At 73.6% G+C, this 24,739-nt stretch carries 22 protein-coding genes, 2 tRNA genes and 2 pseudogenes; 15 read left to right on the top strand and 11 right to left on the bottom strand.

Annotation, left to right across the window (positions count from 1 at the left end):
- The first annotated feature begins 24 nt into the window (after positions 1-24).
- On the top strand, positions 25-450 hold the full coding sequence (gene arfB, locus QCD66_RS29565; protein WP_364208233.1) for an alternative ribosome rescue aminoacyl-tRNA hydrolase ArfB: 426 nt from the start codon (positions 25-27) through the stop codon (positions 448-450).
- 4 nt (positions 451-454) lie between these two features.
- Here the strand turns inward: arfB and QCD66_RS29560 are convergent, their stop codons facing one another.
- Together QCD66_RS29560 and QCD66_RS29555 are read right to left on the bottom strand one after the other, a co-directional pair.
- Positions 455-1,345, bottom strand: coding sequence for a 3-methyladenine DNA glycosylase (locus tag QCD66_RS29560; RefSeq protein ID WP_375733885.1), 891 nt, complete (start codon positions 1,343-1,345; stop codon positions 455-457).
- Between the two features lie 103 nt (positions 1,346-1,448).
- Positions 1,449-2,603, bottom strand: coding sequence for a hypothetical protein (locus QCD66_RS29555; protein WP_375733886.1), 1,155 nt, complete (start codon positions 2,601-2,603; stop codon positions 1,449-1,451).
- A 140-nt stretch (positions 2,604-2,743) separates the two neighbouring features.
- On the opposite strand from QCD66_RS29555, the gene QCD66_RS29550 reads away from it, so the two are divergent.
- The 3 genes from QCD66_RS29550 to QCD66_RS29540 all read left to right on the top strand — a co-directional run bounded on the left by QCD66_RS29550 (position 2,744) and on the right by QCD66_RS29540 (position 4,016).
- Positions 2,744-3,547, top strand: coding sequence for a fumarylacetoacetate hydrolase family protein (locus tag QCD66_RS29550; RefSeq protein ID WP_357532677.1), 804 nt, complete (start codon positions 2,744-2,746; stop codon positions 3,545-3,547).
- A 229-nt stretch (positions 3,548-3,776) separates the two neighbouring features.
- Positions 3,777-3,848: transfer RNA gene (locus QCD66_RS29545), tRNA-Gln, on the top strand.
- Between the two features lie 95 nt (positions 3,849-3,943).
- Positions 3,944-4,016: transfer RNA gene (locus tag QCD66_RS29540), tRNA-Glu, on the top strand.
- A 516-nt stretch (positions 4,017-4,532) separates the two neighbouring features.
- Here QCD66_RS29540 and QCD66_RS29535 read toward each other — a convergent pair.
- Entirely contained in the window at positions 4,533-5,219 is a 687-nt protein-coding gene (locus QCD66_RS29535) for an IclR family transcriptional regulator (RefSeq protein WP_344141965.1), read from the bottom strand.
- A 49-nt stretch (positions 5,220-5,268) separates the two neighbouring features.
- On the opposite strand from QCD66_RS29535, the gene leuC reads away from it, so the two are divergent.
- The 4 genes from leuC to QCD66_RS29515 all read left to right on the top strand — a co-directional run bounded on the left by leuC (position 5,269) and on the right by QCD66_RS29515 (position 10,498).
- On the top strand, positions 5,269-6,723 hold the full coding sequence (gene leuC / locus QCD66_RS29530) for a 3-isopropylmalate dehydratase large subunit (protein WP_364208221.1): 1,455 nt from the start codon (positions 5,269-5,271) through the stop codon (positions 6,721-6,723).
- 15 nt (positions 6,724-6,738) lie between these two features.
- Positions 6,739-7,326, top strand: coding sequence for a 3-isopropylmalate dehydratase small subunit (gene leuD / locus QCD66_RS29525; RefSeq protein WP_364208218.1), 588 nt, complete (start codon positions 6,739-6,741; stop codon positions 7,324-7,326).
- A gap of 176 nt (positions 7,327-7,502) precedes the next feature.
- Positions 7,503-8,225, top strand: a complete 723-nt coding sequence (locus tag QCD66_RS29520) for an HU family DNA-binding protein (RefSeq protein WP_364208215.1) — start codon at positions 7,503-7,505, stop codon at positions 8,223-8,225.
- Between the two features lie 302 nt (positions 8,226-8,527).
- Entirely contained in the window at positions 8,528-10,498 is a 1,971-nt protein-coding gene (locus tag QCD66_RS29515) for an endonuclease/exonuclease/phosphatase family protein (RefSeq protein ID WP_375733888.1), read from the top strand.
- 222 nt (positions 10,499-10,720) lie between these two features.
- Here QCD66_RS29515 and QCD66_RS29510 read toward each other — a convergent pair whose 3' ends face one another.
- The 6 genes and pseudogenes from QCD66_RS29510 to QCD66_RS29485 form a co-directional block, all read right to left on the bottom strand.
- Positions 10,721-11,614 carry a bifunctional NUDIX hydrolase/histidine phosphatase family protein gene (locus QCD66_RS29510; RefSeq protein WP_364208209.1) on the bottom strand — a complete coding sequence of 298 codons (894 nt, stop codon included), beginning with the start codon at positions 11,612-11,614 and terminating at the stop codon, positions 10,721-10,723.
- Entirely contained in the window at positions 11,611-13,137 is a 1,527-nt protein-coding gene (locus tag QCD66_RS29505; protein ID WP_375733889.1) for a CHAD domain-containing protein, read from the bottom strand. The genes QCD66_RS29510 and QCD66_RS29505 overlap by 4 nt, the downstream gene beginning before the upstream one ends.
- A 35-nt stretch (positions 13,138-13,172) precedes the next feature.
- Entirely contained in the window at positions 13,173-15,440 is a 2,268-nt protein-coding gene (locus QCD66_RS29500) for an RNA degradosome polyphosphate kinase (protein ID WP_364208820.1), read from the bottom strand.
- A 141-nt stretch (positions 15,441-15,581) separates the two neighbouring features.
- Positions 15,582-15,779, bottom strand: a complete 198-nt coding sequence (locus QCD66_RS29495) for a cold-shock protein (RefSeq protein ID WP_375733890.1) — start codon at positions 15,777-15,779, stop codon at positions 15,582-15,584.
- A 414-nt stretch (positions 15,780-16,193) separates the two neighbouring features.
- A pseudogene (locus tag QCD66_RS29490) lies at positions 16,194-16,565 on the bottom strand (2-phospho-L-lactate guanylyltransferase); the annotation flags it as partial.
- Between the two features lie 138 nt (positions 16,566-16,703).
- Positions 16,704-17,039 (bottom strand): annotated as a pseudogene (locus tag QCD66_RS29485) (NTP transferase domain-containing protein); the annotation flags it as partial.
- Between the two features lie 187 nt (positions 17,040-17,226).
- Between QCD66_RS29485 and QCD66_RS29480 the strand changes: the two are divergent.
- The 5 genes from QCD66_RS29480 (at position 17,227) to QCD66_RS29460 (ending at position 22,120) form a co-directional block, all read left to right on the top strand.
- The gene (locus QCD66_RS29480) at positions 17,227-17,946 is read left to right on the top strand and encodes a lysophospholipid acyltransferase family protein (protein WP_375736989.1); all 720 of its coding nucleotides are present in this window, start codon (positions 17,227-17,229) and stop codon (positions 17,944-17,946) included.
- Entirely contained in the window at positions 17,943-18,965 is a 1,023-nt protein-coding gene (locus QCD66_RS29475; protein WP_357532664.1) for an NAD(P)H-dependent glycerol-3-phosphate dehydrogenase, read from the top strand. The genes QCD66_RS29480 and QCD66_RS29475 overlap by 4 nt, the downstream gene beginning before the upstream one ends.
- Before the next feature lie 22 nt (positions 18,966-18,987).
- Positions 18,988-20,112: a cystathionine gamma-lyase gene (locus tag QCD66_RS29470; protein ID WP_375736988.1), complete on the top strand. Its 1,125-nt coding sequence runs from the start codon at positions 18,988-18,990 to the stop codon at positions 20,110-20,112.
- 3 nt (positions 20,113-20,115) lie between these two features.
- Positions 20,116-20,934 (top strand): putative protein N(5)-glutamine methyltransferase, encoded by an 819-nt coding sequence (locus tag QCD66_RS29465; protein WP_364208192.1) that lies wholly within the window; start codon positions 20,116-20,118, stop codon positions 20,932-20,934.
- A gap of 82 nt (positions 20,935-21,016) precedes the next feature.
- On the top strand, positions 21,017-22,120 hold the full coding sequence (locus tag QCD66_RS29460) for a D-alanine--D-alanine ligase family protein (RefSeq protein WP_375736987.1): 1,104 nt from the start codon (positions 21,017-21,019) through the stop codon (positions 22,118-22,120).
- Between the two features lie 80 nt (positions 22,121-22,200).
- On the opposite strand, the gene QCD66_RS29455 is transcribed toward QCD66_RS29460, so the two are convergent.
- Together QCD66_RS29455 and QCD66_RS29450 are read right to left on the bottom strand one after the other, a co-directional pair.
- Positions 22,201-22,815, bottom strand: coding sequence for a DUF3515 family protein (locus QCD66_RS29455; protein WP_375736986.1), 615 nt, complete (start codon positions 22,813-22,815; stop codon positions 22,201-22,203).
- Complete coding sequence (locus QCD66_RS29450) at positions 22,816-23,049, bottom strand: Lrp/AsnC ligand binding domain-containing protein (protein ID WP_357532655.1); 234 nt, start codon at positions 23,047-23,049, stop codon at positions 22,816-22,818.
- A 93-nt stretch (positions 23,050-23,142) separates the two neighbouring features.
- On the opposite strand from QCD66_RS29450, the gene QCD66_RS29445 reads away from it, so the two are divergent.
- Together QCD66_RS29445 and QCD66_RS29440 are read left to right on the top strand one after the other, a co-directional pair.
- Positions 23,143-24,081 (top strand): thiamine-phosphate kinase, encoded by a 939-nt coding sequence (locus QCD66_RS29445; RefSeq protein ID WP_364208183.1) that lies wholly within the window; start codon positions 23,143-23,145, stop codon positions 24,079-24,081.
- A 126-nt stretch (positions 24,082-24,207) separates the two neighbouring features.
- Positions 24,208-24,675, top strand: a complete 468-nt coding sequence (locus QCD66_RS29440; RefSeq protein WP_364208181.1) for a GNAT family N-acetyltransferase — start codon at positions 24,208-24,210, stop codon at positions 24,673-24,675.
- Positions 24,676-24,739: the final 64 nt, after the last annotated feature.

Below are 24,739 nucleotides of genomic sequence, written 5' to 3'. Positions count from 1 at the left end.
GGCGGGGTAGGGCATGCTCGGAGCATGGCCGACGAACTGAGGATCAACGACCGGCTCACCATCCCCGGTGGTGAGCTGCGCGAGCGTTTCTCCCGGTCGTCCGGTCCGGGCGGCCAGGGGGTGAACACCACCGACTCGCGCGTCGAGCTCTCCTTCGACGTCGGCTCCTCGCCGACCCTGCCCGACTGGATGCGGGAACGGGCCCTCGACCGGTTGTCCGGCCGGCTCGTCGACGGCGTACTGACCATCACCGCCCGCGAGCACCGCGCCCAGCTCGCCAACCGGGAGGCGGCCCGGGCCCGGCTGGCCGCCCTGCTCGCCGACGCCGTCGCGCCGCCCCCGCCGGCCCGCAAGCCGACCCGGCCGAGCCGGGCCGCCAAGGAACGCCGCCTGGAGGCCAAACGCCGCCAGTCCCAACTGAAGCGCGGCCGCGGGGCGGTGGGCGAGTAGCGGTTCACCCGTCCGACGCGGGAAGGTGCCGCCGGCACTCCGCGACGAGACGTTCCCGCAGAGGGGCGGCGCGTTCGGCGAAGCCGCGTTGCAGTACGGCGTACTCGGAACGGCCCTCCGGGGTCTCCACCCGGACCGGCGGATGACCGAGCGCCGCCAGGTCGTACGGCGACGCCCGCATGTCGAGCGTCCGGATCTCGCGGGCCAGCTCGAAGCAGTCCGCCACCAGTTCGGCCGGCACCAGCGGCGACAGTTTGTACGCCCACTTGTAGAGGTCCATGTTGGCGTGCAGGCAGCCGGGCTGCTCGTTGGCGGCCTGCGCCGCCCGGGTCGGCTGCAACAGGTTCAGCGGCCGGGCCGGTGCGGTGAAGAACCGGAACGCGTCGAAGTGGCTGCACCGGATCCGGTTCGCCTCGACCGTGGCCGCCGTCTCCGCCGGCGACAGCCGCAGCGGCCAGGCGTTGTGGCGTATCTCGTCCTGGGTCTGGCGGTAGACCATCGCCCACTCGTGCATGCCGAAACAGCCGAGGTGCGCCGGCCGGCCGGCGGTGCGGGTGAGCAGGTCGTGGATCCAGGCGACCGACTCGGCCCGGCGCCCCCGCAGCGCCTCGGTGTCGACCGTCACCCCGTCCGGGGTGACCCGGTAGTCGCGGCCGAACCCGGCCACGTCGGCGTCGTCGAGCGCCACCCCGGCGCCGGGATGCCAGCGCCGCAACTGCGCCGGCCGGTAGGAGTAGTAGGTGAACAGGAAGTCCTCGACCGGATGCCGCACCCCGGTCCGGCGACGCTCCAGGTGCGGCGTGAGCCACCGGTCGACGCGCTCCTCGTGTGCGGCACGCCGGGCCCGCCACACTGCCGGTGGCAGCACGGCGACGGTCGCGGCGGGAGCGGTCACCCACCCAGGGTACGGCGGGCGGATCGCCGTACCCGGCGGGCCTTTCCGGCACCGGCGGGGCGGGCCTTGCGCCCCATGGGCAGCGTGGCCGGCGGTGCCGCGGCTACGGCAGGCGGACGGTGACCCCGGCGGAGAAGACCCCGCCGCGCAGTTCGATCCGGTCCGGCCGCGTCCCGCCGTCGACGGTGAACGCGAGCGGGAAGAGCAGTTTCTCGCCGGCGGGTACCGGGGTGGCGAACAGGTCCCGGCCGCCGTTGACCGCCCGGGTCGCCTCCTCGTCGACGCTGACCCAGTTGCCGTTCGGCTGGTACGCCCGCTGGAGCATGCCGTACCAGGGTTGGCTCTCGCCGCTGACGTTGCGCAGCCCGACGACCGCGAGGCACCGGCCCTTGCCGCCCGCCGGCGGCTCGCAGGTGATCCGGTAGACGGCGAACTCGAAGTACTGCTCCCGCATCGGTGCGCCGAGCTGGCCCAGCGTGGTGTCGCCGATCCAGCCCTTGCCCTCCTCCAGCGCGGCCCGGGTCGTCTCGCTGGCCCGGTTGAACCGGACCACGCCCTGCCAGGCGGCGAGCGCGCCGACGGCGGTCACCAGCGCGGCCGACAGCAGCACGAGTGTCCACACCGGAGGGCCGTACCGCCAGGTGTAGCGGGGCATCTCGCGGCGGAACCGTTCGGCGCGGGCGAGCCGGCGGGGCTTGCTCCACCGCCGCCAGGTGAGAATCGCGGCGGCGAGCAGCACCACGCCGATCGAGGCGATCAGGGCGGGCAGCGTCATCCACCACGGTGGCGCCGCTTTCACGACGGGGAGCGGGGGTGCGGCCCAGGTCGCGGAGGCACAGTCGTACGGCTGGTCGCCCTGCGTCGGGTACGCGCAGACGGGTACGACGACCTCGCGCATGGTGCCGGCCGGGGCGAGCGACGTACTGCGCTGGAGGGTTTCGCCCGGCACGAGCCGGACCCGCCAGGTGACCTCGTCACGTGCGGGGTAGCCGCCGTCGCTCACCGCGGCGACGGCGGTGCCCGCCGGCACACCCTGCCGTACGACCACGTCGAGCGGCTCCGGGCTCTCGTTGTGTACCTCGGCGCGGTAGTACGGGGCGGAGCCGCCGCTGCTGGAGACCTTGACGGTGACGGCGTGGGCGCCGGTCCGCGCCGCGCTGGTCGGTGTCTGGGTGGAGCCGGCCGCTACGGCTGTGGCCGGGATGGCGACGGACGCCAGGACGGTCAGCGCGGCCAGGCGGAGCGAGGATCGGGTCATCTCGGTTCGGGACCTCCCGCACCGACGCTAGGCCGGACGTCGGTGCGTTATGCGAGAAAGGTCTGTTCCGGAAACCGCCCGGGGCCCCGCTGGTACGCTCCGCCGCCCAGGCCACCGGCCCGGCGGACTAGATTGGGCAGGTGCGAATCGCTCGTTTTGCCCATGCCAGTGGAATGTCGTTCGGGGTCGTCGAAGGCGAGGCCGGAGCCGGCCCGGAAGGGCTGACCGTCGCCGAGATCGAGGGACACCCGTTCGGCCGGATCACGTTCACCAACCAGCGGTGGGCGCTCGCCGACGTACGCCTGCTCTCGCCGATCCTGCCCAGCAAGGTCGTGTGTGTCGGGCGCAACTACGCCGACCACGCCGCCGAGCACGGCGCGGAGGTCCCGGCCGAGCCGCTGCTCTTCCTCAAGCCGTCGACGTCGGTGATCGGCCCCGGCGACGCGATCCGGCTGCCGGTCCAGTCGAAGCAGGTCGAGCACGAAGCCGAACTCGGCGTCGTCATCGGCCCGCCGGGCGCCCGTCGCGCCGACCGGGCCGCGGCCGAGAAGGCCATCTTCGGGTACGTCGGCGCGAACGACGTCACCGCGCGGGACCTGCAACGCTCCGACGGCCAGTGGACGCGGGCCAAGGGGTTCGACTCGTTCTGCCCGCTCGGGCCGTGGATCGTCACCGGCCTCGACGTCAGCGACCTCGAGGTCCGCTGCGAGGTGGGGCGCAAGCCCGAGGAGATGGAGGTACGCCAGCTAGGCCGGACCAAGGACATGGTCTTCGACGTGCCGGCCCTGGTGTCGTACATCTCGCACGTGATGACGCTGCTGCCCGGCGACGTGGTGCTGACCGGCACCCCGGCCGGGGTGAGTCCCGTCACGGCCGGCGACACCGTGGTCGTCCGGATCGAAGGGCTGGGCGAGCTGGCCAACCCCGTCGTCGCGCTCGACTGAGTCGGGCCCGTGCCCCTGCCGGCGCGGTGCGCCGGCGCAGGCCACGGTGGTTTGGGGGCCGGTGGGGGGATCGGATTTGGCACCCTCCACCGGGTCCGGTAAAGTTCACCCCCGGTGCCGCAAGCAGCAGGACCACGAGTTGCATCAGTCGCGTTGCATCAAGTCACACCGACTTGAGTAACAGCGCAACAAGTGGGAACGCTGTGAGCAGGAAGGCCATAGGCACCAATGGGGTATGGGGTAATTGGCAGCCCAACTGATTCTGGTTCAGTTAGTCTAGGTTCGAGTCCTGGTACCCCAGCAACCGATGTCCGAATAGGGCGCCGGCGCTGGCCTCTGATAGAGTTCAGCACCGTTGGACCGCAAGGGAAAACGGCAAAAAGTGAAGAAAGTCCTGGCCCCGTCGTCTAGCGGCCTAGGACGCCGCCCTCTCAAGGCGGTAGCGCGGGTTCGAATCCCGTCGGGGCTACAGTCGACAGTCCGTGCCACTCCGGTGGCACGGACTTTTCGGTTTCTCTGGACTCCCTCGCGTCCCCCTCATACCCCCTTCACCCCCGTTGATCCGCGTGATCAGGGATTAAGTCGCGTGTGTCGCCGGTGTGTCGGGTGTCGTACTCCCTGATCACCGGGATCAAGGAAGGCTGAGCTGGCGGGGCGTCCGCGCCCCGAAGTGCTGCCGAGGGCCGGCTGGTCCGGTGGCGGCTGGGCTGGACCGCTCCTGTGGGCCGAGGCGGGCCGGCGGCCCAGCGGTCCGGCGGGCCGGGGCCAGCGGTTCGGCGGGCGGGCGGTCTGGCGGTCCGGCGGCCCAGCAGTCCGGCAGTCCGGCAGTCCGGCGGGCCAGCCGGACTGCGGGCCGGTGGCCGAGGTGGCAGGGCGGTGGTGGGTGGTGTCCTCCTTGATCCCGGTGATCAGGGAGTACGACAGGCGCCGCGCCGGCGACACGCGCGATTCAATCCCTGATCACGCGGATCAAAGAGGGGGAGTGTCAGAGGCCGCTCAGGCGTTGGCCGGCGCGGACGACCGCCATCGCGTGGCGGTCGCCGGGGCGGCGGCCGAGGCGCTCCAGCGGACCGGAGACGCTGATCGAGGCGATGACCCGGCCGGTCCGGTCGCGGATCGGGGCGGAGACGCTCGCCACACCGGCCTCCCGTTCGGCGACCGACTGGGCCCAGCCGCGGCGGCGTACCTCGGCCAGGGTGCGGCCGGTGAACTTGCAGCGGGGCAGCAGTGGCATGACCGCCTCGGGCGGCTCCCAGGCGAGGAGGATCTGCGCGGCGGAGCCGGCCGTCATCGGCAGTACGGAGCCGACCGGGACGGTGTCGCGTAGCCCGCTGGCCCGTTCGGCGGCGGCGACGCAGATGCGTTCGTCGGCGCGGCGCAGGTAGAGCTGGGCGCTTTCGCCGGTGGCGTCGCGCAGTGCGGCGAGCAGCGGCTCGGCGGCGGTCAGCAGCACGTCGGGGGCGGCGTTGGCGAGTTCACCGAGCCGGGGGCCGGGGCGCCAGCGTCCCTGGGTGTCGCGGACCAGCATCCGGTGGATCTCCAGCGCCTGCGCGAGGCGGTGCGCGGTGGCCCGCGGCAGCTTCGTACGGTCGACGAGTTCGGCCAGGCTGGCGCCGTCGACGCAGGCGGCGAGGATGACGACCGCCTTGTCGAGAACGCCGACACCGCTCATACTGTGTCCCACAAGCCGAAACATACCTCCCAGAATTTAGGATGTCCAGATGGTGGGAGTCACTCCGAAGCCAACATCGCCCAGGACCCTGGCCGAGAAGGTCTGGGACGCTCACGTGGTGCGATCCGCCGAGGGTGAGCCGGATCTGCTCTTCATTGATTTGCATCTGCTCCACGAGGTGACCAGCCCGCAGGCGTTCGACGGCCTGCGGATGGCCGGCCGCCGCGTGCGACGTACGGATCTCACGCTCGCGACCGAGGACCACAACACCCCGACCGGGTACGACGATCCGTCGTTCAACGCCCGCCGCGGTGACCTGCTGACGATCGCCGACCCGACGTCGCGTACCCAGATCGAGACGCTGCGCCGCAACTGCGCCGAGTTCGGCGTCAAGCTGCACGCGCTCGGCGACGACAACCAGGGCATCGTCCACGTCATCGGCCCGCAGCTCGGCCTGACCCAGCCCGGCCTGACGATCGTCTGTGGCGATTCGCACACCGCCACCCACGGCGCGTTCGGCGCCCTGGCGTTCGGCATCGGCACGAGTGAGGTCGAGCACGTGCTGGCGACCCAGACGCTGCCGCAGGCCCGGCCGAGGACGATGGCGGTCAACGTGGTCGGTGAACTGGCGCCCGGCGTCACGGCGAAGGACCTCGTCCTCGCCCTGATCGCCCAGGTCGGCACCGGCGGCGGCCGCGGCCACATCGTCGAGTACCGCGGCGAGGCGATCCGCGCGCTGTCCATGGAGGGCCGCATGACGATCGCCAACATGTCGATCGAGTGGGGTGCCAAGGCCGGCATGATCGCGCCGGACGAGACGACGTACGCGTACCTCAAGGGACGGCCGAACGCGCCGCAGGGCGCGGACTGGGACGCCGCGCTGGAGTACTGGCGCAGCCTGCCCACCGACGAGGGGGCGACCTTCGACACCGAGGTGACGCTCGACGCCGGCCGGATCAGCCCGTTCGTCACCTGGGGCACCAACCCGGGCCAGGGCGCCGCCCTGAACGCCGCGGTGCCGGCGCCGGAGGACTTCGACAACGACGCGGAGCGCACCGCCGCCCAGCGGGCCCTGGAATACATGGACCTGCGGCCCGGTACGCCGCTGCGCGACGTGCCGGTCGACGTGGTCTTCGTCGGCTCGTGCACCAACGGCCGGCTGGAGGACCTGCGGGCCGCCGCCGACGTGCTGCGCGGGCGCAAGGTCGCCGACAGCGTACGGATGCTGGTGGTGCCGGGTTCGGCCGCGGTGCGGGAGGCGGCCGAACACGAGGGGCTGGACAAGGTCTTCATCGACGCCGGTGCCGAGTGGCGCTTCGCCGGCTGCTCCATGTGTCTGGGCATGAACCCCGACACGCTCCGGCCCGGCGAGCGATCGGCGTCGACGTCCAACCGCAACTTCGAGGGCCGGCAGGGCCGTGGTGGGCGTACCCATCTGGTGTCGCCGCCGGTCGCCGCGGCCACCGCCGTGACCGGCCGTCTCGCCGCTCCCGCCGACCTGTGAAGGGCTGAGAAGACGATGGAAAAGTTCACCGTTCACACCGGCGGCGCGGTGCCGCTGCGGCGCTCCAATGTGGATACAGATCAGATCATCCCGGCGGTGTATCTGAAGCGGGTGACCAGAACCGGCTTCGCCGACGGTCTGTTCAGCGCATGGCGGGAGGATCCCGCATTCGTGCTCAACGATTCGAGGTATTCCGGTGCGTCGATCCTCGTCGCCGGGCCGGAGTTCGGCACCGGATCGTCGCGCGAGCACGCCGTGTGGGCGCTGCGCGACTTCGGGTTCCGGGCCGTCGTCTCGCCGCGCTTCGGCGACATCTTCCGCGGCAACGCGCTCAAGGAAGGTCTTCTGCCGGTCGAGCTGGAATTGGCTGTCGTCGAAGAATTGTGGACCCGGCTGGAGGCCGACCCGGCCACCGCGGTGACCGTCGACCTGACCGCCCGCGAGGTCCGGGTCGGCGACGCGGCCTGGTCGTTCCCGCTCGACGACTTCAGCCGGTGGCGGCTGCTGGAAGGCTTGGACGACATCGGTTTGACGCTCCGGCACGAGTCGGCGATCGGCGCCTACGAGGAGCGGCGGCTGCCCTTCCTGCCAGTGGTCGCCTAGGCCGTACGCCTGACCGCACAGCGGTTTTCGCCCCCGTCGGCCTGGCCGACGGGGGCGAATCCGTTACGACACAACGACTTTTTTCCGGCGGATGTTTGTGTACTGGTGGCAAAGGGCATACCGTGCGCGCAGAATGGCTCGCGTTGAGTCCAGAAGTACATTCGGGAGGGAAAGTCGTGAACAAGGCCGAGCTCATCGAGGCGCTTGCCGCTCGCCTGGGGGACCGGAAGACGGCGACTGCGGCGCTCGACGCGGTTCTCGCAGAGGTCCAGGCGGCGGTCACCAAGGGCGACCGCGTTGCACTGACCGGTTTCGGAGTCTTCGAAAAGCGTGTGCGGGGACCGCGAACAGCCCGCAACCCGCGCACCGGCGAAGCGGTGAAGGTCAAGAAGACGGCGGTGCCGGCGTTCCGGCCGGGCGCCGGCTTCAAGGACATGGTCGCCAGTGGCAAGGCCCCGAAGGCCGCCGCGGCACGCAAGACCGCCGCGGCCACGAAGACCACGGCGGCGAAGGCCACAACGGCGAAGGCCACGACCGCGAAGGCCGCCCCGGCCAAGACGGCCGCGGCGAAGAAGACCACCGCCGCCAAGACCGCCACCGCTGCCAAGACCGCCGCCGCGGCGAAGACCACCGCCGCGGCCAAGAAGACCACCGCAAAGGCGGCGCCGGCCAAGACGGCGGCCGCGAAGAAGACGGCGCCGGCCAAGACGGCCGCTGCCAAGAAGACCGCGACCAAGGCGGCCACCAAGGCCACCGCCACCAAGGCCGCCGCGACCAAGAAGGCCGCGCCGGCGAAGAAGTCCGCCACCGCGGCCAAGAAGGCCGCGGCGACCAAGAGCACGACCCGTACCACCGCCGCGAAGAAGGCCCCGGCCCGCAAGGCCGCGGCCCGGAGCTGACCCGGCGCGTACGGCGTAGAAGGCGCTCATCCCCGACGGGATGGGCGCCTTCTCGCGTGCCGGGGCCGGCCGCCCCGGATCGCGGCCCTTGGCCGGCGGGGAATCGCGGCCCCTGATCGGTGGGGAATCGCGGCCCGTGGGTGGCGGAAAACGCGGCCCTTGATCGGTGGGGAATCGCGGCCCGTGGGCGGCGGAAAACGCGGCCCTTGATCGGTGGGGGATGGAACACGAGAATGACTCGGGTTGTCCCGCCCGTCCGAGAGGGACCGCCAACCCGAGGGGGAACCGTGCGCCGGTCGTCCATGTCGGTTGCCGCCACCGCACTTGGCATCGCCCTGCTCGTCGACGTCCTGCGCGTCTGGCTGCCCTCGATCATCACCATCTTCGGCCAGGCCGCCGCCACGCCCGCCGAACTCATGGGCGCCTTCGCCCTGATGTGGTTCGTCCTCGCGCTCGGCGCCCCGCCACTGGTCCGCCGGGTCGGTCCACGTCCCGTGCTGCTCGCCGCCGCGATCGTGCTCGGCGGTTGCCGGGCCGGCCTCGGCGCCACCGACGGCGGTCAGGTGCAGCTCTACGTGGCCAGCTTCGGCCTGCTCGCCGGACTGGTGTGGCTCGCCGCCACCGCCGCCGGAACCGCCGATCCGACCCCCGGACTGGTCCTCGGCCTGGCCGCCGGCACCGTACTGCACACCGCCCTGGACACCCTGGACCTCACCTGGCGGACCGATCCGCTGTCCTGGGTGCTGACCGGTGCCATGGTCGCCGCCTTCCTCGCCCTGAGCTGGCGGGCCGAATCCGCACCCGGGCCGGTCCGGGCCGCGCCGTGGCTGCTCGTCGGGCCGGCCCTGCTGCTCTCCGGGATGATCGCCGGATCGCCGGCCCTGGCCACCACGGCGGTGTCCTATCTGTACGGCGGCGCGGCCGGAACCGCCGGATCCACCCCGCTGGGCGACACCTGGCCCGGGGTGGTCACCGCGGCGGCGGTCGCGCTCTTCGCCGGCGCCGGGCTGGCCCGCCCGCCCCGCGGCCCGATGCGCTGGCTGGCACCCGTGCCGTTGCTGGCCGGCACGGTCATGTTCGTCGTGCCGCCGACCACCCTGCTGATCCCGGCGATCCTGCTGACCGCCGTCGGGCTCGGTGCCTGCCTGGCCCAGGCCGCCCCCGCTGCCCCCGCCGCCCCGCAAGCCCCCGCCGCCCCGCAAGCCCCCGCCGCTCCGGAAGCCGCCGCTGCCACCGGTTCCGCTGCCGCCGCCACCACCCGGGGACCGGCCGGGGTGCCGGGCTCCGGGCGACCCGGAATGCGCGCCGGATTCGCCGTCGTGGGCGGGATGGTGGTCTTCGCCGTCGGCGCGGTGCTCTACTACTCCGCCTACGACCTCGGCTACCCCAACCAGTGGGTACCGGTCGTCCTGGCCCTGTTCGTCGCGGCGGTCGCGATGCGGCGCCCCGTACGCCGACCGGGATCCGCGGTGCGCCGGCCCCTTCTCGTGACCGTGGCGGCGGCCGTCGCCACCCTGCTCGCCGCGGTCGCCGTACCGAACAACGCGGTGCAGGTCCGCGAACCGGAACCCGGCCCGGTCCGGGTGGTCGCCTACAACGTCCGGATGGGCTTCGGGCTCGACGGGCGCTTCGACCTCGCCGGGCTGGTCGACGTCGTCGCCGGGCAGCGGGCCGACGTCGTCGCGCTCAGCGAGGTCGACCGGGCCTGGCTGCTCAACGGCGGCCACGACACCCTCGCCCTCATCGCCGACCGGCTCGGCATGCGGTACGTCTTCGCGCCCGCCGCCGACGCCGTGTGGGGCGACGCGATCCTGACCCGGCTGCCGGTGACCGAGACCCGTACCGTGCGTCTCACGCCCGTCGGCGCTCCCACCGGGGCGCAGGCCCTGGCCGCCGTCCTGGACACCGGCATCGGCGAACTGGTGGTCGTCTCCACCCACCTCCAGCCGCCACCGGACGACGGGCCGGTCGTGCAGGCCGGCGAGGTGGTCCGCTTCGCCACCGGGTACGCCGCCGGGCGGCCACTGGTGGTCGCCGGCGACTTCAACACCGAGCCGGGCGATCCGGCGTTCCAGGTGTTCACCGACGCCGGCCTGGTCGACGCGCTGGCGCCGGCCCGACCACTGCCGACCGCGCCGGCCGACGCCCCGGACGAGCAGATCGACCACATCTTCGTCTCGGCCGGGCTGACCGCGACCGACGCCGCCGCGCCGCCCAGTACCGCCTCCGACCACCTCGCGGTCGCCGTCACCCTCGACCGCGCCCGGCCGTGACGCCGCTCGCCCGATCCGCCCGCCCGCCGCGCGCCCGACGGCGCCCGACGGCCCGCCCGCCGCTCGCCCGGACCGGTACCGCTGTTCGACGCCACAGCGAATTCGGCGTACGCACAGCGAATTCGCTGTGCGCCCGGGCGGCACACCCGCCACCGGGCGGACACCCGACACCCGGGCGGGCCGAAGCCGGACGCTGTCCGGGATCAGGCCGCGCGTCCGGGGTCAGACGGCCGCCGGGTCGAGTCGGTCGGCACCGACCAGACGCTCACCGGCGAACGCCAGCAGCCAGCCGGTGCCCTTCGGCGTGTAAAAGTCGCCCGCAGCCCCACCGGCCAGGGCGGCCAGCGCCGCCGGCAGCACCTTGCCCTGACTGCACACCACCGACCGCCGCCCGGCCGTCGCCAGCTCGACCAGCCGGCCGGCGGCGGCCAGGGCGTTCTCGTCCCCGTCCTGGCCCGGCACCGGCTCGTCGAAGCCCGAGTCGACCTCGATCGGCAGGTCGAGCCGGTCGGCGAGCGGGGCGAGCGTCTGCACGCACCGCCGCGGCGCCGCCGACACCAGCCGCTCCGGCCGGACCACGGCCAGCAGTCCGGCCAGCCCGGCCGCCTGGACCCGCCCGGCCGCGTCCAACTCCCGGGCCACGTCCGGACCGGTCCAGGTCGCGCGTTTGCCGGCCCTGGCGTGCCGTACGACGGCCAGCACGGCCGTCACCCGGGGCAGCAGGGCGAACTCGCGTACGACGGTCGCGTCGTGCGCGTACGTCAGCAGTCCCGCCGCGGCCCCGACCGGCAGCCAGCGCATCGCGTCGACCTCGGTCTCGTGCTGGAAGCCGCCGCGGTCGACGGCCCGCACCGACCAGTAGTCGACCGACTTCGGTGTGCCGTCGCGCATCCCGTAGCGGATGCCCGACAAGCGGACCTGCGGCACCCCACCGACGTCAGCCTCTTCGGCGATCTCCCGCACTGCCGCGAGCAGCGGATGCTCACCCGGTTCGAGCTTGCCCTTCGGCAGGGTCCAGTCGTCGTAGCGGGGCCGGTGCACCACACAGACCTCGACCTCGCCGGAGCCGGCCGGCCGCCACACCACGCCGCCCGCGGCGCGGATCGGGACGGTCACGGCAGCCACGCGACGAGCTGATGCTCGGTGGCCTGGCTCCACCGCTGCGGGAACTCGGCCCGGACCCGGTGGATGATCTGGCGTTCCCGCTCGGCGAGTCGCCCGGCGGTCACCGCGAGCGCGTGGTCGGCGGGGTGCTCGGCGGCGATCGACAGCCAGGCGTCGGCGGCCACCGCCGCGTCCTGGTGCTCGCCGAGCAGATCCTGCACCTTCGACAGGGCCTTGCCCAGGTTCCGGGCCGGTGCGCCGACGACCGGCTTGACGGCGTTGACCGCGTACCTGGCCTTCTTGCCGTCGATCCGGGTGTCGTGCCAGCGCTCGTCGGGATCGGTCGGGCCGAGTTCGCCGGCACCGTCGACGCCGTCCGCGCCGAACACCAGCCGGCGCCACGGCTTGGCCACCAGCCGGGGGAGTACGTCGGCCGCCGGCTGCCCGGCCCGCTTCGTCAGCCGCGGCTCGCGGGCGGCGGCCACCAGCTCCTCGACCAGGGCGGCGTAGCGGTCGGACGTCAGGACCTCGTCGAGGGCCGCCAGCGCCGACTCCTGCCGTACGGCCAGCACCTGGTCGATCCGGGCGACCGCCGCCTCGTCGAGCGGGCTGAGCGGGTCGCCGGTGGCCGTGCGGCGCAGCCGGTCGCGCAGCACCTCGGCGTCGCGTGGCCCGCCGAGCGCGTCGGCGAGCCACTTCACCTCGTCGCGCAACGCCCGCGACCATGACGACTTCGTCAGCGGCCGGAACGTACGCAGGTCGCTACGCAGCCGCCGGCAGCCGACCCGCATCTGGTGCACGGCGGTGTCGTCGCCGACCGGCACCCGCAGCCGGACGAGCGGGTCGTGGGCGAGGATCCGCCGGACGTGCTTGCGAACCGCGTCGGTGACCACGTCGCCGGCCGTCGGCTCGTCCGGCAGCCCGGCCGGGGCGACCAGGTCGGGACCCTCCTGCGCGGCGGGGCCGAGGGCGCGTACGAGCTTGGGGGTGAACCCGCCGGACCGCGCCCCGGCCGCGCACAACACCTCACCGACCCGGTCGAGCAGTTCGGCGTCGCCGTCCCCCAGCTCGACCTCGATCTCGCGGAACGTGGCGCGGACCTTGCGCCCGTCCAGCACGGATACCGCGTCGTCGGCGACCTCGGCCAGCAGCCGGTCGTCGGCGTCCCGCAGCTCGTACGCCCGGCGGACGGTCCGCACGACCGCGACCGGGGCCAGCGCCGCGCCCCGCGAGTAGGCGGTCACCAGCGCGGACAGTTCGGCCGGCAGCCGGCCGGGCCGGCCGGGCCGGGACACCTCGTGCCGCCGGCCCGGCAGGTCGGCCGGGAACTTCACCGTCCACGGCAGCGGGTCGCCCTTACGGTGCCGGAGCGACGCCCCGGCCCGCGCCAGCCGCAGATCGGACGTGTCGAGATAGGTCGCGGTCAGGGTGGCCGGCGACCGCTCCACCACCCGTCCCCCGTCCGGCAGGGCCGGGGCCAGGTCGGGGACCGCGTACGCCGGATCGGCCTCGTACTTGCGTTCCTCCTCCAGCATGCCGGCCAGCCTAACCAGATCTTCCGGCCCGCCGCTCAGCTCGCGCCGCCGACGACGCGGCGCAGCAGCGCCTCCTGCAGGTGCACCAGCGGGGTGTCGTCGCTGCTGACCCGCCGGGCCCAGGTGCCGTCACCGGCCAGCTCGAACGCCTCCACGTCGTCACTCATGCACGACGAGATGATGTGGTCCAGTTCGGCGCGGGCGACCGGGTCGGTGACCCGTACCAGCGCCTCGACCCGCCGGTCGAGGTTGCGGTGCATCAGGTCCGCCGAACCGATCCAGAACTCGGCCGACTCGTCGGCGCCGAACCGGAACACCCGCGAGTGCTCGAGGAACCGGCCGAGGATCGACCGGACCCGGATGTTGTCGGAGAGCCCGGGTACGCCCGGCCGCAGCGTGCACATCCCGCGGATGACCAGTTCGACGCGTACGCCCGCGCGCGACGCCCGGTAGAGCGCGTCCACGATGTCCTCGTCGACGAGCGAGTTCACCTTGATCTGGACCAGGCCCCGGCCGCCCCGCCGGGTCTGCTCGATCTGCTGGTCGATGCGCTCGATGATGCCGCTGCGCACCCCGTGCGGCGCGACCAGCAGCCGGCGGTAGGCGGTCTGCCGGCTGTAGCCGGTGAGGACGTTGAACAGGTCGGTCAGGTCGGCACCGACCTCCGGGTCGGCGGTCAGCATCCCGAAGTCCTCGTACAGCCGGGCGGTCTTCGGGTGGTAGTTGCCGGTGCCGATGTGGCAGTAGCGGCGGATCTGGTTGCCCTCCTGCCGTACGACCAGCGCGGTCTTGCAGTGCGTCTTGAGCCCGACCAGGCCGTAGACGACGTGGCAGCCGGCCCGTTCCAGCATCCGCGCCCAGCCGATGTTGGCGACCTCGTCGAAGCGCGCCTTCACCTCGACCAGCACCACCACCTGCTTGCCGGCGGCGGCGGCGTCGATCAGCGCGTCGACGATCGGCGAGTCGCCGGACGTACGGTAGAGGGTCTGCTTGATCGCCAGCACGTTCGGGTCGGCGGCGGCCTGCTCGATGAACCGCTGCACGCTGGTGGAGAACGAGTGGTAGGGGTGGTGGACCAGGATGTCGCCGTCACGGACCACCGAGAAGACGCTGCGCGGCACCTCGCCCTCGACCAGCCGGGGATGGGTCGCGGGTACGAACGGCCGCTCCTTGAGATCGGGCCGGTCGACGGCGTCGTAGATCTGCCACATCGACGACAGGTCGAGCAGGCCCGGCACCCGCAGGACGTCGTGGCTGTCCATGTCCAGCTCACGTACGAGCAGGTCGAGCACGTGGTCGGAGACCGACGCGGCGACCTCCAGCCGGACCGGCGGGCCGAACCGGCGCCGGGCCAGTTCCCGCTCCAGGGCCTGGAGCAGGTCCTCGTCGCGGTCCTCGTCGACCTCGACCTCGGCGTTGCGGGTCACCCGGAACAGATGGCACTCGACGACCTGCATGCCCGAGAAGAGCTGCCCGAGCTGGGTGGAGATCAGGTCTTCGACCGGCAGGAACCGGGCCGGCCGGCTCGGACCCACCGGCACGAACCGGGGCACGTTGTTGGGCACCTTGACCCGGGCGAACAGTTCCGACCCGCCATCGGGGTCACGCACCACCACGGCCAGGTTCAGCGAGCGGCTGGAGATGTACGGGAACGGGTGCGCCGGGTCGACCGCGAGCGGCGTCAGCACCGGGAAGATCGCCTCCCGGAAGTAGGTCCGCAACTGCTCACGCTCGCCGGCGTCCAGGTCGGCCCACCGCACCAGGTGGACGTCCTCGGCGGCGAGCCGCGGCAGTACGTCGTCGACGAAGCAGCGGGCGTGCCGGGCGACCAGGCCGGCGGTCTTCTCGGCGATCAGCTCGAGCTGGGTGCGCAGCGGCAGCCGGTCGCCGCCGCGCATCGGCAGGCCGGCCTGGAGGCGGCGCTTGAGACCGGCGATCCGGACCATGAAGAACTCGTCGAGGTTGCTGGCGAAGATCGCCAGGAACTTCGCCCGCTCCAGCAACGGTGTCGCCGGGTCCTCGGCGAGGGCGAGCACCCGGGCGTTGAAATCGAGCCAGGACAACTCCCGGTTGAGGAACCGGTCCTCCGGCAGCGGCTCCAGCGTCGCCGGGTGCACGCCGTCCGGCGGCGGCGAGTCGGTCGGGTCGTGCGCGACCGACGGCGCCCGGTCCGGGTCGGGATCACCGGTGCCGGCCGGCGGCTCGGGGCGCGGCGGAACACCCGGGCTCAGCGCCGTCGTCGAGTTGTCGCGCCGGACGAATCGCCCGTTGGAACCACGCCGTCGGACCTGGCCACGCGGCACCGGCGGGCGCTCGTCGTCGGGCGTCGGTGACTGGTCGGCACGGGACTGGCGCTGGTGCGGGGGGCGGCGGCCGGCTGGATTCGTCACCCATTCATCATCACCCGATCCGGGTGACCGCCAAATCAACATGCCACATTTCGATCATTGAAATGTAGGTAACGTGACCCTGCTGACCTGCCCGGACTCGTCGTGCTCGACCCGGACCCGCTGACCCGGGCGCAGCAGCCGCAACCCCGACGCGTCGAAGGCCGGCGCCCCGAACGCGATCTCGTCGCCGTCGTCGAGCAGCAACGTCCCGGAGCGGGTGAGCGGATTGTAGGTGGCGACGGTCCCCTGCATGCCAGCACCGTACCCGCGCGCCTCGTGCCCCGCACCTGTCACGCGTCGCGCCCCGCCCCCTGCCGCGCCCCGCAGCGCCGCCTGCCGCGCCCCGCAGCGCCGCCTGCCGCCCCCGCAGCGCCGCCTGCCGCCCCCGCCGCCTGCCCCCGCCGCCCCCGCCGCCCCCAGTCCGCCGATCATGGAGAAAACGTGGCGTTTCCCGCCCGACTTGTGAACATCATCCCCATGATCGCGTGTCGGGTCGCGTGAACGATGTGCGTGGATGGGGCGGGTCGCAGGGGGACGCGGTTGATCTGGGCGGGAGAGACCTTATCGAGCCTGGATAAGGTCTCTCCCGCCCAGATCAGCAAGGACCACCAACGGGCGCTTCCACGACAACCGCCCCAGTCCTCCGTAGTCGGGCGGTTCTCGCCGTCACCTTCGCTCATCTCCGAGGTGTCCGGCGGCGGCCGGGACGAGGGCGGCGCTGTGGCGACCCAGGCCGAGGCCGGCGGCGGCGGCGAGGTCGGCGGGGGTGTCGACGTCACGGCGTAGGGTCGGCCACCCGCCGGTGAGCGGCAGCGCACCCGAGGCGGCGTGCCGGGCGGCGGAGTCGACCCCGAAGCGTGGATCGAGGGGTACGCCGGGCGGGGCGGTGAGCAGCACCGTGCCCGTGCCCGGCGCGTCGGCCAGGAACCGGCGCCCCGGCCGGCCCGGCGCCGGCCGCCGCGCGGTGGGGAGCGGAGCCCCACCCGGCACCGCCCAGGTCGACCGCCCCGCCCATGGCCGCCCCGCCGGGGCCGCCCCGCCCGCGCCCGGCCCGCCGACGCCCGGCCCGCCCTCGCCCGCCCCGCCGACGCCCGCCCCGCCCGCGGCCGGCCCGCCCTCGCCCGCCCCGCCGACGGCCGGCCCGCCCACGGTCAGCCCTCCCAGGGCCTCCCGCAGCGCGCCGGCGAGGTCGGCCGGGCGTAGTGCCGGCAGGTCGGCGGCGAGCGCCGCCACCCACCGGTCGGTAGCCAGCGACGCACCGTGGGCCACGGCCGCGTTGAGGCCGGCGTCCGGGACGTCGGGCACCACCGAGGCGCCCAGCGCGGCCAGGGCCGGCCCGGCGATCGGGTCGTCGGTGACCACCAGCACCCGGTCGACCGGCGGGCAGGCGAGCACCGCGGCGACGGTGTCGAGGGCGATCGCCAGCGCCAGCCCCGCGTGCGCCTCGGCGCCCGGGTCGGCCAGCGCGCCGCGCAGCCGGCTCTTCGCCGTGGCCAGACGCTTGACCGGCACCACCACGACCCACGTCGGCTCCCGCACGCGCCAATCCTGCCAGCCCGGCACGTGGCCGACCCTGCCTGGTCGTACCCAGGTGGAACGGGCATGATTTCGCTTCGAGCCCCCGGTACCCGGAGAATCGGCCGCGGCAACGATCGCGGCACCGGTCGGACCGTGGTCGGTGTGGAAACGAGGAGGCAGCGTGGCGCGGCGCAGGCTGGGGTTCTGGCGGCGTTTGGTGGTGGTCGTCGTCAAGCCGGTCCTCACCCTGTGGACCCACCGGACCTGGTCGGGTGCGGAGCACCTCGCCACCGGCGGCGGCGTCATCGTCGTGGCCAACCACATCTCGCACGCCGACCCCCTGGTCTGCGGGCACTTCGTCTACGACGCCGGCCGCTGGCCGCAGTTCCTCGGCAAGGCGAGCGTGTTCCGGGTCCCGGTCGTCGGCCGCATGTTGCTCAAGGTCAAGCAGATTCCGGTCGAGCGGGGCACGACCGACGCCGCGAAGTCGCTCGACCTGCTGGTCGCGGCGGTCAAGTCCGGCGGTGCCGTGGTGGTCTATCCCGAGGGGACGACCACCCGGGAGCCCGAACTGTGGCCGATGCGGGGCAAGACCGGCGCCGCCCGGCTCGCCCTGGCCACCGGTGCGCCGGTCGTGCCGGTGTCGATGTGGGGCCCGCAGCAGATCTTCGACCCGCGGACGAAGAGGTTCAGCCTCCGGCCGCGTATCCCGGTCGAGGTGAAGGCCGGGCCGCCGGTGGACCTCGAACGGTGGACCGGTGCCGCACCGACCAAGGCGACCCTCGACGAGATGACAGAGGAGATCATGTTGCACTTGCGTGACCTGCTCGCCGAGATCCGTGGCGGCACACCCCCACCGCTGTGGCAGCCGACCGCGCCGGAATCCGGGGCGGGCCGGTGAGCGAGCGTAGCGGGCGGGCCCCGGGTGGGCACGTGGCGGTGCTGGGGGCCGGCTCCTGGGGAACCGCCTTCGCGAAGGTGCTCGCCGACGCGGGCAACGAGGTGACCATCTGGTCGCGGCGCGAGCAGGTCGCGGCGACGATCCGGGCCACCGGCACCAACCCCGACTACCTGCCCGGCCTGCGGTTGCCGGCGAACGTGACGGCCACCGCCGACGCCGGCAAGGCCATCTCCGGGGCGTGGCTGGTCGTGCTGGCCGTACCGTCGCAGACCCTGCGGGGCAACCTCGCCGAGTGGGCCTCGTTCGTCGGTCCCGACGCCACCCTCGTCTCGCTGATGAAGGGCATCGAACTCGGCACCACCAAGCGCATGAGCCAGGTGATCGTGGAGACGGCCGGGGTGGCCGCCGACCGGGTCGTCGTGGTCTCCGGCCCCAACCTGGCGCCCGAGATCGCCGCCGGGCAGCCGGCCGCCACCGTGGTCGCCTGCACCGACACCGACCGCGCCACGCTCGTGCAGAACGCGGTGACGACGTCGTACTTCCGCCCGTACACCAACGGGGACGTGATCGGGACCGAGCTGGGTGGGGCGGTCAAGAACGTGATCGCGCTCGCGTACGGCATCGCGACCGCGATGCGGCTCGGCGACAACACCAAGGCCACCCTGATCACCCGTGGGCTGGCGGAGACCGCCCGGCTCGGTGTCGCGCTGGGTGCCGACCCGCTCACCTTCGCCGGTCTGGCCGGCCTCGGCGACCTGGTCGGCACCTGCACCTCGCCGCTGTCACGCAACCGGACCTTCGGCGAGCACCTGGGCCGCGGTGAGAGCCTGGAGCAGGCGCAGGCCGCGACCCGGCAGACCGCGGAAGGGGTCAAGAGCTGCCTCGCCATCCGTGACCTGGCCCGCGCCCACGGGGTCGAGATGCCGATCACCGAGCAGGTCGAGCGGGTCTGCCACGAGGGGGTCGATCCCCGGGTGGCGCTGACCGCGCTGATGAGCCGTACCACCAAGCCAGAGTGACGCCGACGTACCGGGAGCGACGATGAGCCAGACCGACGGGTACGGCGACGGCACCCGCTGCGTGCACGCCGGGTTGCCCGAGCCGGCGCCGGGGGAGCCGTTCCTGCCCGGGCCGGTGTTCGCCGCGCCGTACCACCTCGATCCCGCCGGCGGCGACGCGGCCGCGGGCCGGGACTGGTACGGCCGCCCCGGCAACCCGACCCGGCGCAACCTGGAAGCCGCCATCGGCGAACTGGAGGGCGGCGACTGCCTCGCCTTCGCCAGCGGGCAGGCGGCGCTGACCGCGCTGCTGCTCTCCCTCGTGCGGTCCGGTGACACCGTCGTGCTGCCGGCGGACGGCTACTTCACCGTGCGGGCGTTCGCGGACTCGGTGCTGGCGGCCAACGGGGTGACGGTGCGGACGGTGCCGACCGCCGGTCCGCACCCGTCGTTCGAGGGTGTACGGCTGGTGTTGCTGGAGACCCCGGCCAACCCCGGCCTGGACGTCTGCGACATCGCCGACCTCGCCGCGCGGGCGCACGCCGCCGGCGCCCTGCTCGCCGTCGACAACACCACCGCGACACCGCTCGGCCAGCGCCCGCTCGACCTCGGCGCCGACCTCGTCGTCGCGTCCGGCACCAAGGCGCTCACCGGCCACTCCGACCTGCTGCTCGGCTACCTGGCGACCCGGTCACCGGAGCTGCTGGCAACGGTCCGCACCTGGCGGGACACCACCGGCTCGGTGCCCGGCCCGTTCGACGCCTGGCTCGCCCACCGCTCGCTGGCAACCCTCGACCTGCGGCTGGCCCGGCAGTCGGCCAACGCGGCCGCCGTCGCCCGGGCGCTGCGGTCGCGCTCCGACGTCTCCGGCGTACGGTGGCCCGGCCTCGGGGACGACCCGGCGTATCCGGTGGCGAGCACCCAGATGCGGCGGGTGCCCGGGATCGTCGCGTTCGACCTCGGCAGCGCCGAGCGGGTGGCGCGCTTCCTGTCGGCCGCCGAGCTGGTGTTCGCCGCCACGTCGTTCGGCGGCCTGCACACCACCGCCGACCGGCGCGCGCAGTGGGGCGACGACACCGCACCCGGCTTCGTACGCCTCTCCTGCGGCGTCGAGGACACCGCGGACCTGGTGGCCGACATCGGCCGGGCGCTGGACCGGTCGGCCTAGCCGGTGCCGGACGTCGCCGCGATCGTCGGTCGGCTGCGGGCCGCCGGCTGCGTCTTCGCCGAGGAGGAGGCCGCGCTGCTGGTCGCCGCCGGCGGTGGCGCCGCCGACCTGGCCGACCGGGTCGCCCGCCGGGTCGCCGGCCTGCCCCTGGAGCACGTGCTCGGCCGGGTCGACTTCGCCGGCCTGCGGCTCGCCGTCGAACCCGGGGTGTTCGTGCCGCGCCGCCGTACCGAGCTGCTCGTCCGCCGTGCCGTCGAGCTGACCGGGCCGGACGCGACCGTCGTCGACCTGTGCTGCGGCTGCGGCGCGGTCGCCGCCGCCGTGGCGCACCGGATCCGGCCGGCCCGGCTGGTCGCCGCCGACGTCGATCCGGCCGCCGTCGGCTGCGCCCGGCGCAACCTCGCCCCGTACGGCGGGCGGGTGTACGCGGGTGACCTGTTCGACGCGCTGCCGGCCGGGCTGGCCGGCGACGTCGACCTGCTCGTGGCGAACGTGCCGTACGTGCCGACCGACGCGGTGGCGCTGCTGCCGCCGGAGGCCCGGCTGCACGAGCCCCGCGCGGCGCTCGACGGCGGCCCCGACGGCCTGGACGTGCTGCGGCGGGTCGCCGGTCGGGCCACCGGCTGGCTGGCGCCGGGCGGGCACCTGGTCGTGGAGACGGGTGCGGCGCAGGCGGTGGCGGCCGCGCGGATCATGGCGGACAGCGGGCTTGCCGCCGCGGTCGTACACGATGAAGATCTTGGAGCCACCGTCCTGTCCGGCCGTCGCCCGGCGGATGGGCTTACTCCGGTCATCGACCCGCGGACCGAGCACGCAGAGTAGGGTCTGCCGGGTGGACGCGGGTAGCGCCGCGACGGACCGGCTGCGCCAGATCCGGGCAGCCGAGAACGAGTAAGGAGCCTGCGTGACGAGCCCACGGAAGACCCGGGTCGCCATCGTCTTCGGCGGTCGCAGCACCGAACACGGGATCTCCTGCGTGAGTGCCGGTGCCGTGCTCGCCGCCCTCGACCCCGACGAGTTCGAGGTCGTGCCGATCGGCATCACCCGCGACGGCCGCTGGGTGCTCACCGACGGTGACGCTTCGCAACTCGCCATCGCCCAGCGCCGGCTGCCCGAGATCACCGTCGACTCCGGCCGGATGGTGGTGCTGCCCGCCGACCCGGTCGGCAACAACCTGCTGATCCTCGACCCGATCCGCGGCGGCCAGGCACTCGACGGCGTCGACGTGGTGTTCCCCACCCTGCACGGCGCGTACGGCGAGGACGGCACCATCCAGGGCCTGCTGGAGATGGCCGGCATCCCGTACGTCGGGGCGAACGTGTTCGCCTCGGCGGCCGCCATGGACAAGGAGTTCACCAAGAAGCTCGCCGCCGTCGAGGGCATCCCGGTCGGGCCGTACGCGGTGCTGCGCAACGGCGTGACCCTGTCCGATGAGGACAAGGAGCGCCTGGGGCTGCCGGTCTTCGTCAAGCCGTCGCGCGCCGGGTCGTCGTACGGCATCAGCAAGGTCAGCGACTGGGCCGACCTCGACGCGGCGGTGGCCGCCGCCCGGCAGATCGACCCGAAGGTGCTGGTCGAGGCGGCGATCGTCGGTGCCGAGGTGGAGTGCGGCGTGCTGGAGGGCGAGGCCGGCGGAGCGCCGGAGGCGTCGCTGCTCGCCGAGGTGCGTGTCGTCGAGCAGGGGCACGACTTCTACGACTTCGAGGCGAAGTATCTCGACAACTCCTGCGAGTACGACATCCCGGCCAACCTGCCGGAACACGTGGCCCGACAGGTCCAGGAGTACGCCTGCCGTACGTTCACCGCACTCGACTGCGCCGGACTGGCCCGGGTCGACTTCTTCGTCACCCCGGACCACACGGTCTATCTCAACGAGATCAACACGATGCCGGGGTTCACGTCGACGTCGATGTTCCCGCGGATGTGGGCGGCCACCGGGCTGGAGTATCCGAAGCTGGTCAGCCGGCTGATCCGTACCGCCCTGCGGCGCGGCTCCGGCCTGCACTGAGCGACCGGCCCGCCGGGCTTTCCCGGCCGGCGGGATACGCGGGCCGCCGGGATACGCGGGCCGGCGCCGCCGGCCCGCGGTCAGCCGGTGCAGCCGGAGGGGATTCCGGACGTCGCCGACGGGACCGACTCGACGATCGAGTCGGACAGCGGCGCCAGCCACTGCAACGCCTCCGGGTAGGCGCGCGGCACGGTCACCCGCACCGGCACCTCGCGGTCGACCGTGGTGAGGACCACCGCGTCGGCCTGCTCGACCGAGTGCCAGCAGACCCGGCTGACGACCCAGACCGGGTCGGTGGGCGGGAACTCGGCGGCCGGCACCCCGCAGGCGACCGTGATCGGCGGCTCGCCGTACGCCGCGTTCTGTTCCGCGCCGGCGGTCACCGGCCGCTGCCGCAGATCGCGCACGGTCGGCGGGATCTGCGACAACAGGGCACGGCAGACGACGGCGGGCCGCTCGGCCAGCTCCGGTGCGGCCATCTCGACCGGCGTCGCCAGCTGCCCCGCGGCCGGGTCGGCCGACGGCGAGGGGCCGGCGGCCGGTCCGCCGCCGTTGATCTGGGAGAAGGCGAAGAGCCCGACGAGGACGGCGATCGGCAGCGCCACGACGGTCGCCCAGATCGCCGCCTGCCGGGTGGTGCGGTCCGGACCCGCGTCGCGGTCCGGTTCACGCGTGGGAGTGATCTGATCCACCACCTAGAGATGCACCACCGAACAGGTCAACGTGCGGGTGATCCCGGGCACCATCTGCACCTTGCTCACGATCAGCTTTCCCAGCTCGTCGACGGTGTGCGCCTCGCAGAGCACCACCACGTCGTACGGCCCGGTGACCGCGTCGACCCGGACCACGCCGGAGATATCCGTGATGGTTGCGGCCACGTCACGTGCCTTTCCGACCTCGGTCTGGATGAGGATGTACGCCTGGACCACGACCCCACTCCTGTCCGCCGCCGAGCGGCTCGCAGGTGAAACTACCGTACGGAGTAGGGGCTAACCATCACGGTAGCCAAGGGAGGCCGTCGCGTGAGTGTGGCGAGGACCGGTGAGTTCGGGCTGATCGCCCGGGTCACCGCCCGGTTGCAGGTGGGGCCGACCGCGCTGCTGGGCCCGGGCGACGACGCGGCGCTGGTGGCGGCCCCGGACGGGCGCGTCGTGGCATCGACCGACGTGCTCGTGGAGGGGCGGCACTTCCGGCGTGACTGGTCGACCGCCGAGGACATCGGGCACCGGGCGGCGGCGGCCAACCTCGCCGACATCGCGGCGATGGGGGCCGGCCCGACCGCGCTGCTCGTCGCGCTGTGCGTACCGCCCGGGCTCGACGTGCGGTGGGCCGAGGACCTCGCCGACGGGCTGGCCGCCGAGGCGGCGAAGGTGGGTGCCTGCGTGGTCGGCGGCGACATGTCGTCGAGCCCGACCCTGACCATCGCGGTGACCGCGCTGGGTGACCTGCACGGCATCGCCCCGGTGCTGCGCGGCGGCGCCCGGCCGGGCGACGTGGTGGCGCTCGCCGGCAGGGTCGGCTACGCGGCGGCCGGATACACCGTCCTGTCCCGTGGGTTCCGTACCCCGAAGCTGCTCGTGGAGTCCTACCGGCGGCCGGACGTGCCGTACGCGGCCGGGCCGGCGGCGGCGCGGCTCGGGGCGACGGCCATGATCGACGTGTCGGACGGGCTGCTCGCCGACCTGGGCCACATCGCCACCGCGAGCCGGGTGGCGGTCGACGTGACGCGGGACGCCTTCGAGATCCCCCGGCAGATGCGGGACGCCGCGCACGCCCTGGGTGTCGACCCCTACCAGTGGGTGCTCGGCGGCGGCGACGACCACGCGCTCGCGGCGACGTTCCCGGACACGCTGGCGTTGCCGCCGGAGTGGAAGGTGATCGGCCGGGTCGTCGAGGGGGATGGCGTCACGGTCGACGGCCGGCCGTACAAGGGGCCGTCGGGCTGGGACCACTTCCGCTAGGCCCGCCGCCGCCTCCGGGCCGGCCGCGCTGCCGCCTCCCGGCCGGCCCCGCCGGGCGGTCGGCCGGGGCGATCGTGACCCCCACCCCACAGGGGTAAGGGCCCTTGGTCCATCTACCCTTTACCGGTGAGTGACATCGAGATCCGCACGGTCCGCTACGGCTCGCTGGTCGCGCAGCAGCTCGTGGCGAGTGCGCTGGCAGACCTGGGCCAGCGGTACGGCGGCAGCGGCGACGACACCCCCGTCGACGCCGCCGAGTTCGACCCGCCGGCCGGTGCCTTCCTCGTCGCGTACGTCGACGGGGAGCCGGTCGCCTGCGGCGCGTGGCGCAGTCACGGCGACAGCGGCGAGGTGGGCGAGATCAAGCGCATGTACACCGCGCCCGCGGCCCGCGGTCGTGGCCTGGCCCGGGTGGTGCTGGCCGCGGTGGAGCGGTCGGCGCGTGAGCACGGCCGGAAGCGACTCGTGCTGGAGTGCGGCGACAAGCAGCCCGAGGCGATCGCGCTCTACGAGTCGTCCGGCTTCGAACGGATCCCCAACTTCGGCTACTACCGGGACGCGCCCGGCTGCATCTCGTTCGCGCGCGCCCTGTAGTCAGCGGTTGCCGGTCCGGACCGGGCCGGCAACCGCCGATTCGGCGCACGCGAACAGCCGCCGG

This window comes from Polymorphospora sp. A560 (assembly GCF_045781765.1).
Lineage (GTDB): Bacteria > Actinomycetota > Actinomycetes > Mycobacteriales > Micromonosporaceae > Polymorphospora > Polymorphospora lycopeni.
Note: the sequence above shows the minus strand (reverse complement) of the source record. Positions and strands in the feature narration are given on the sequence as shown.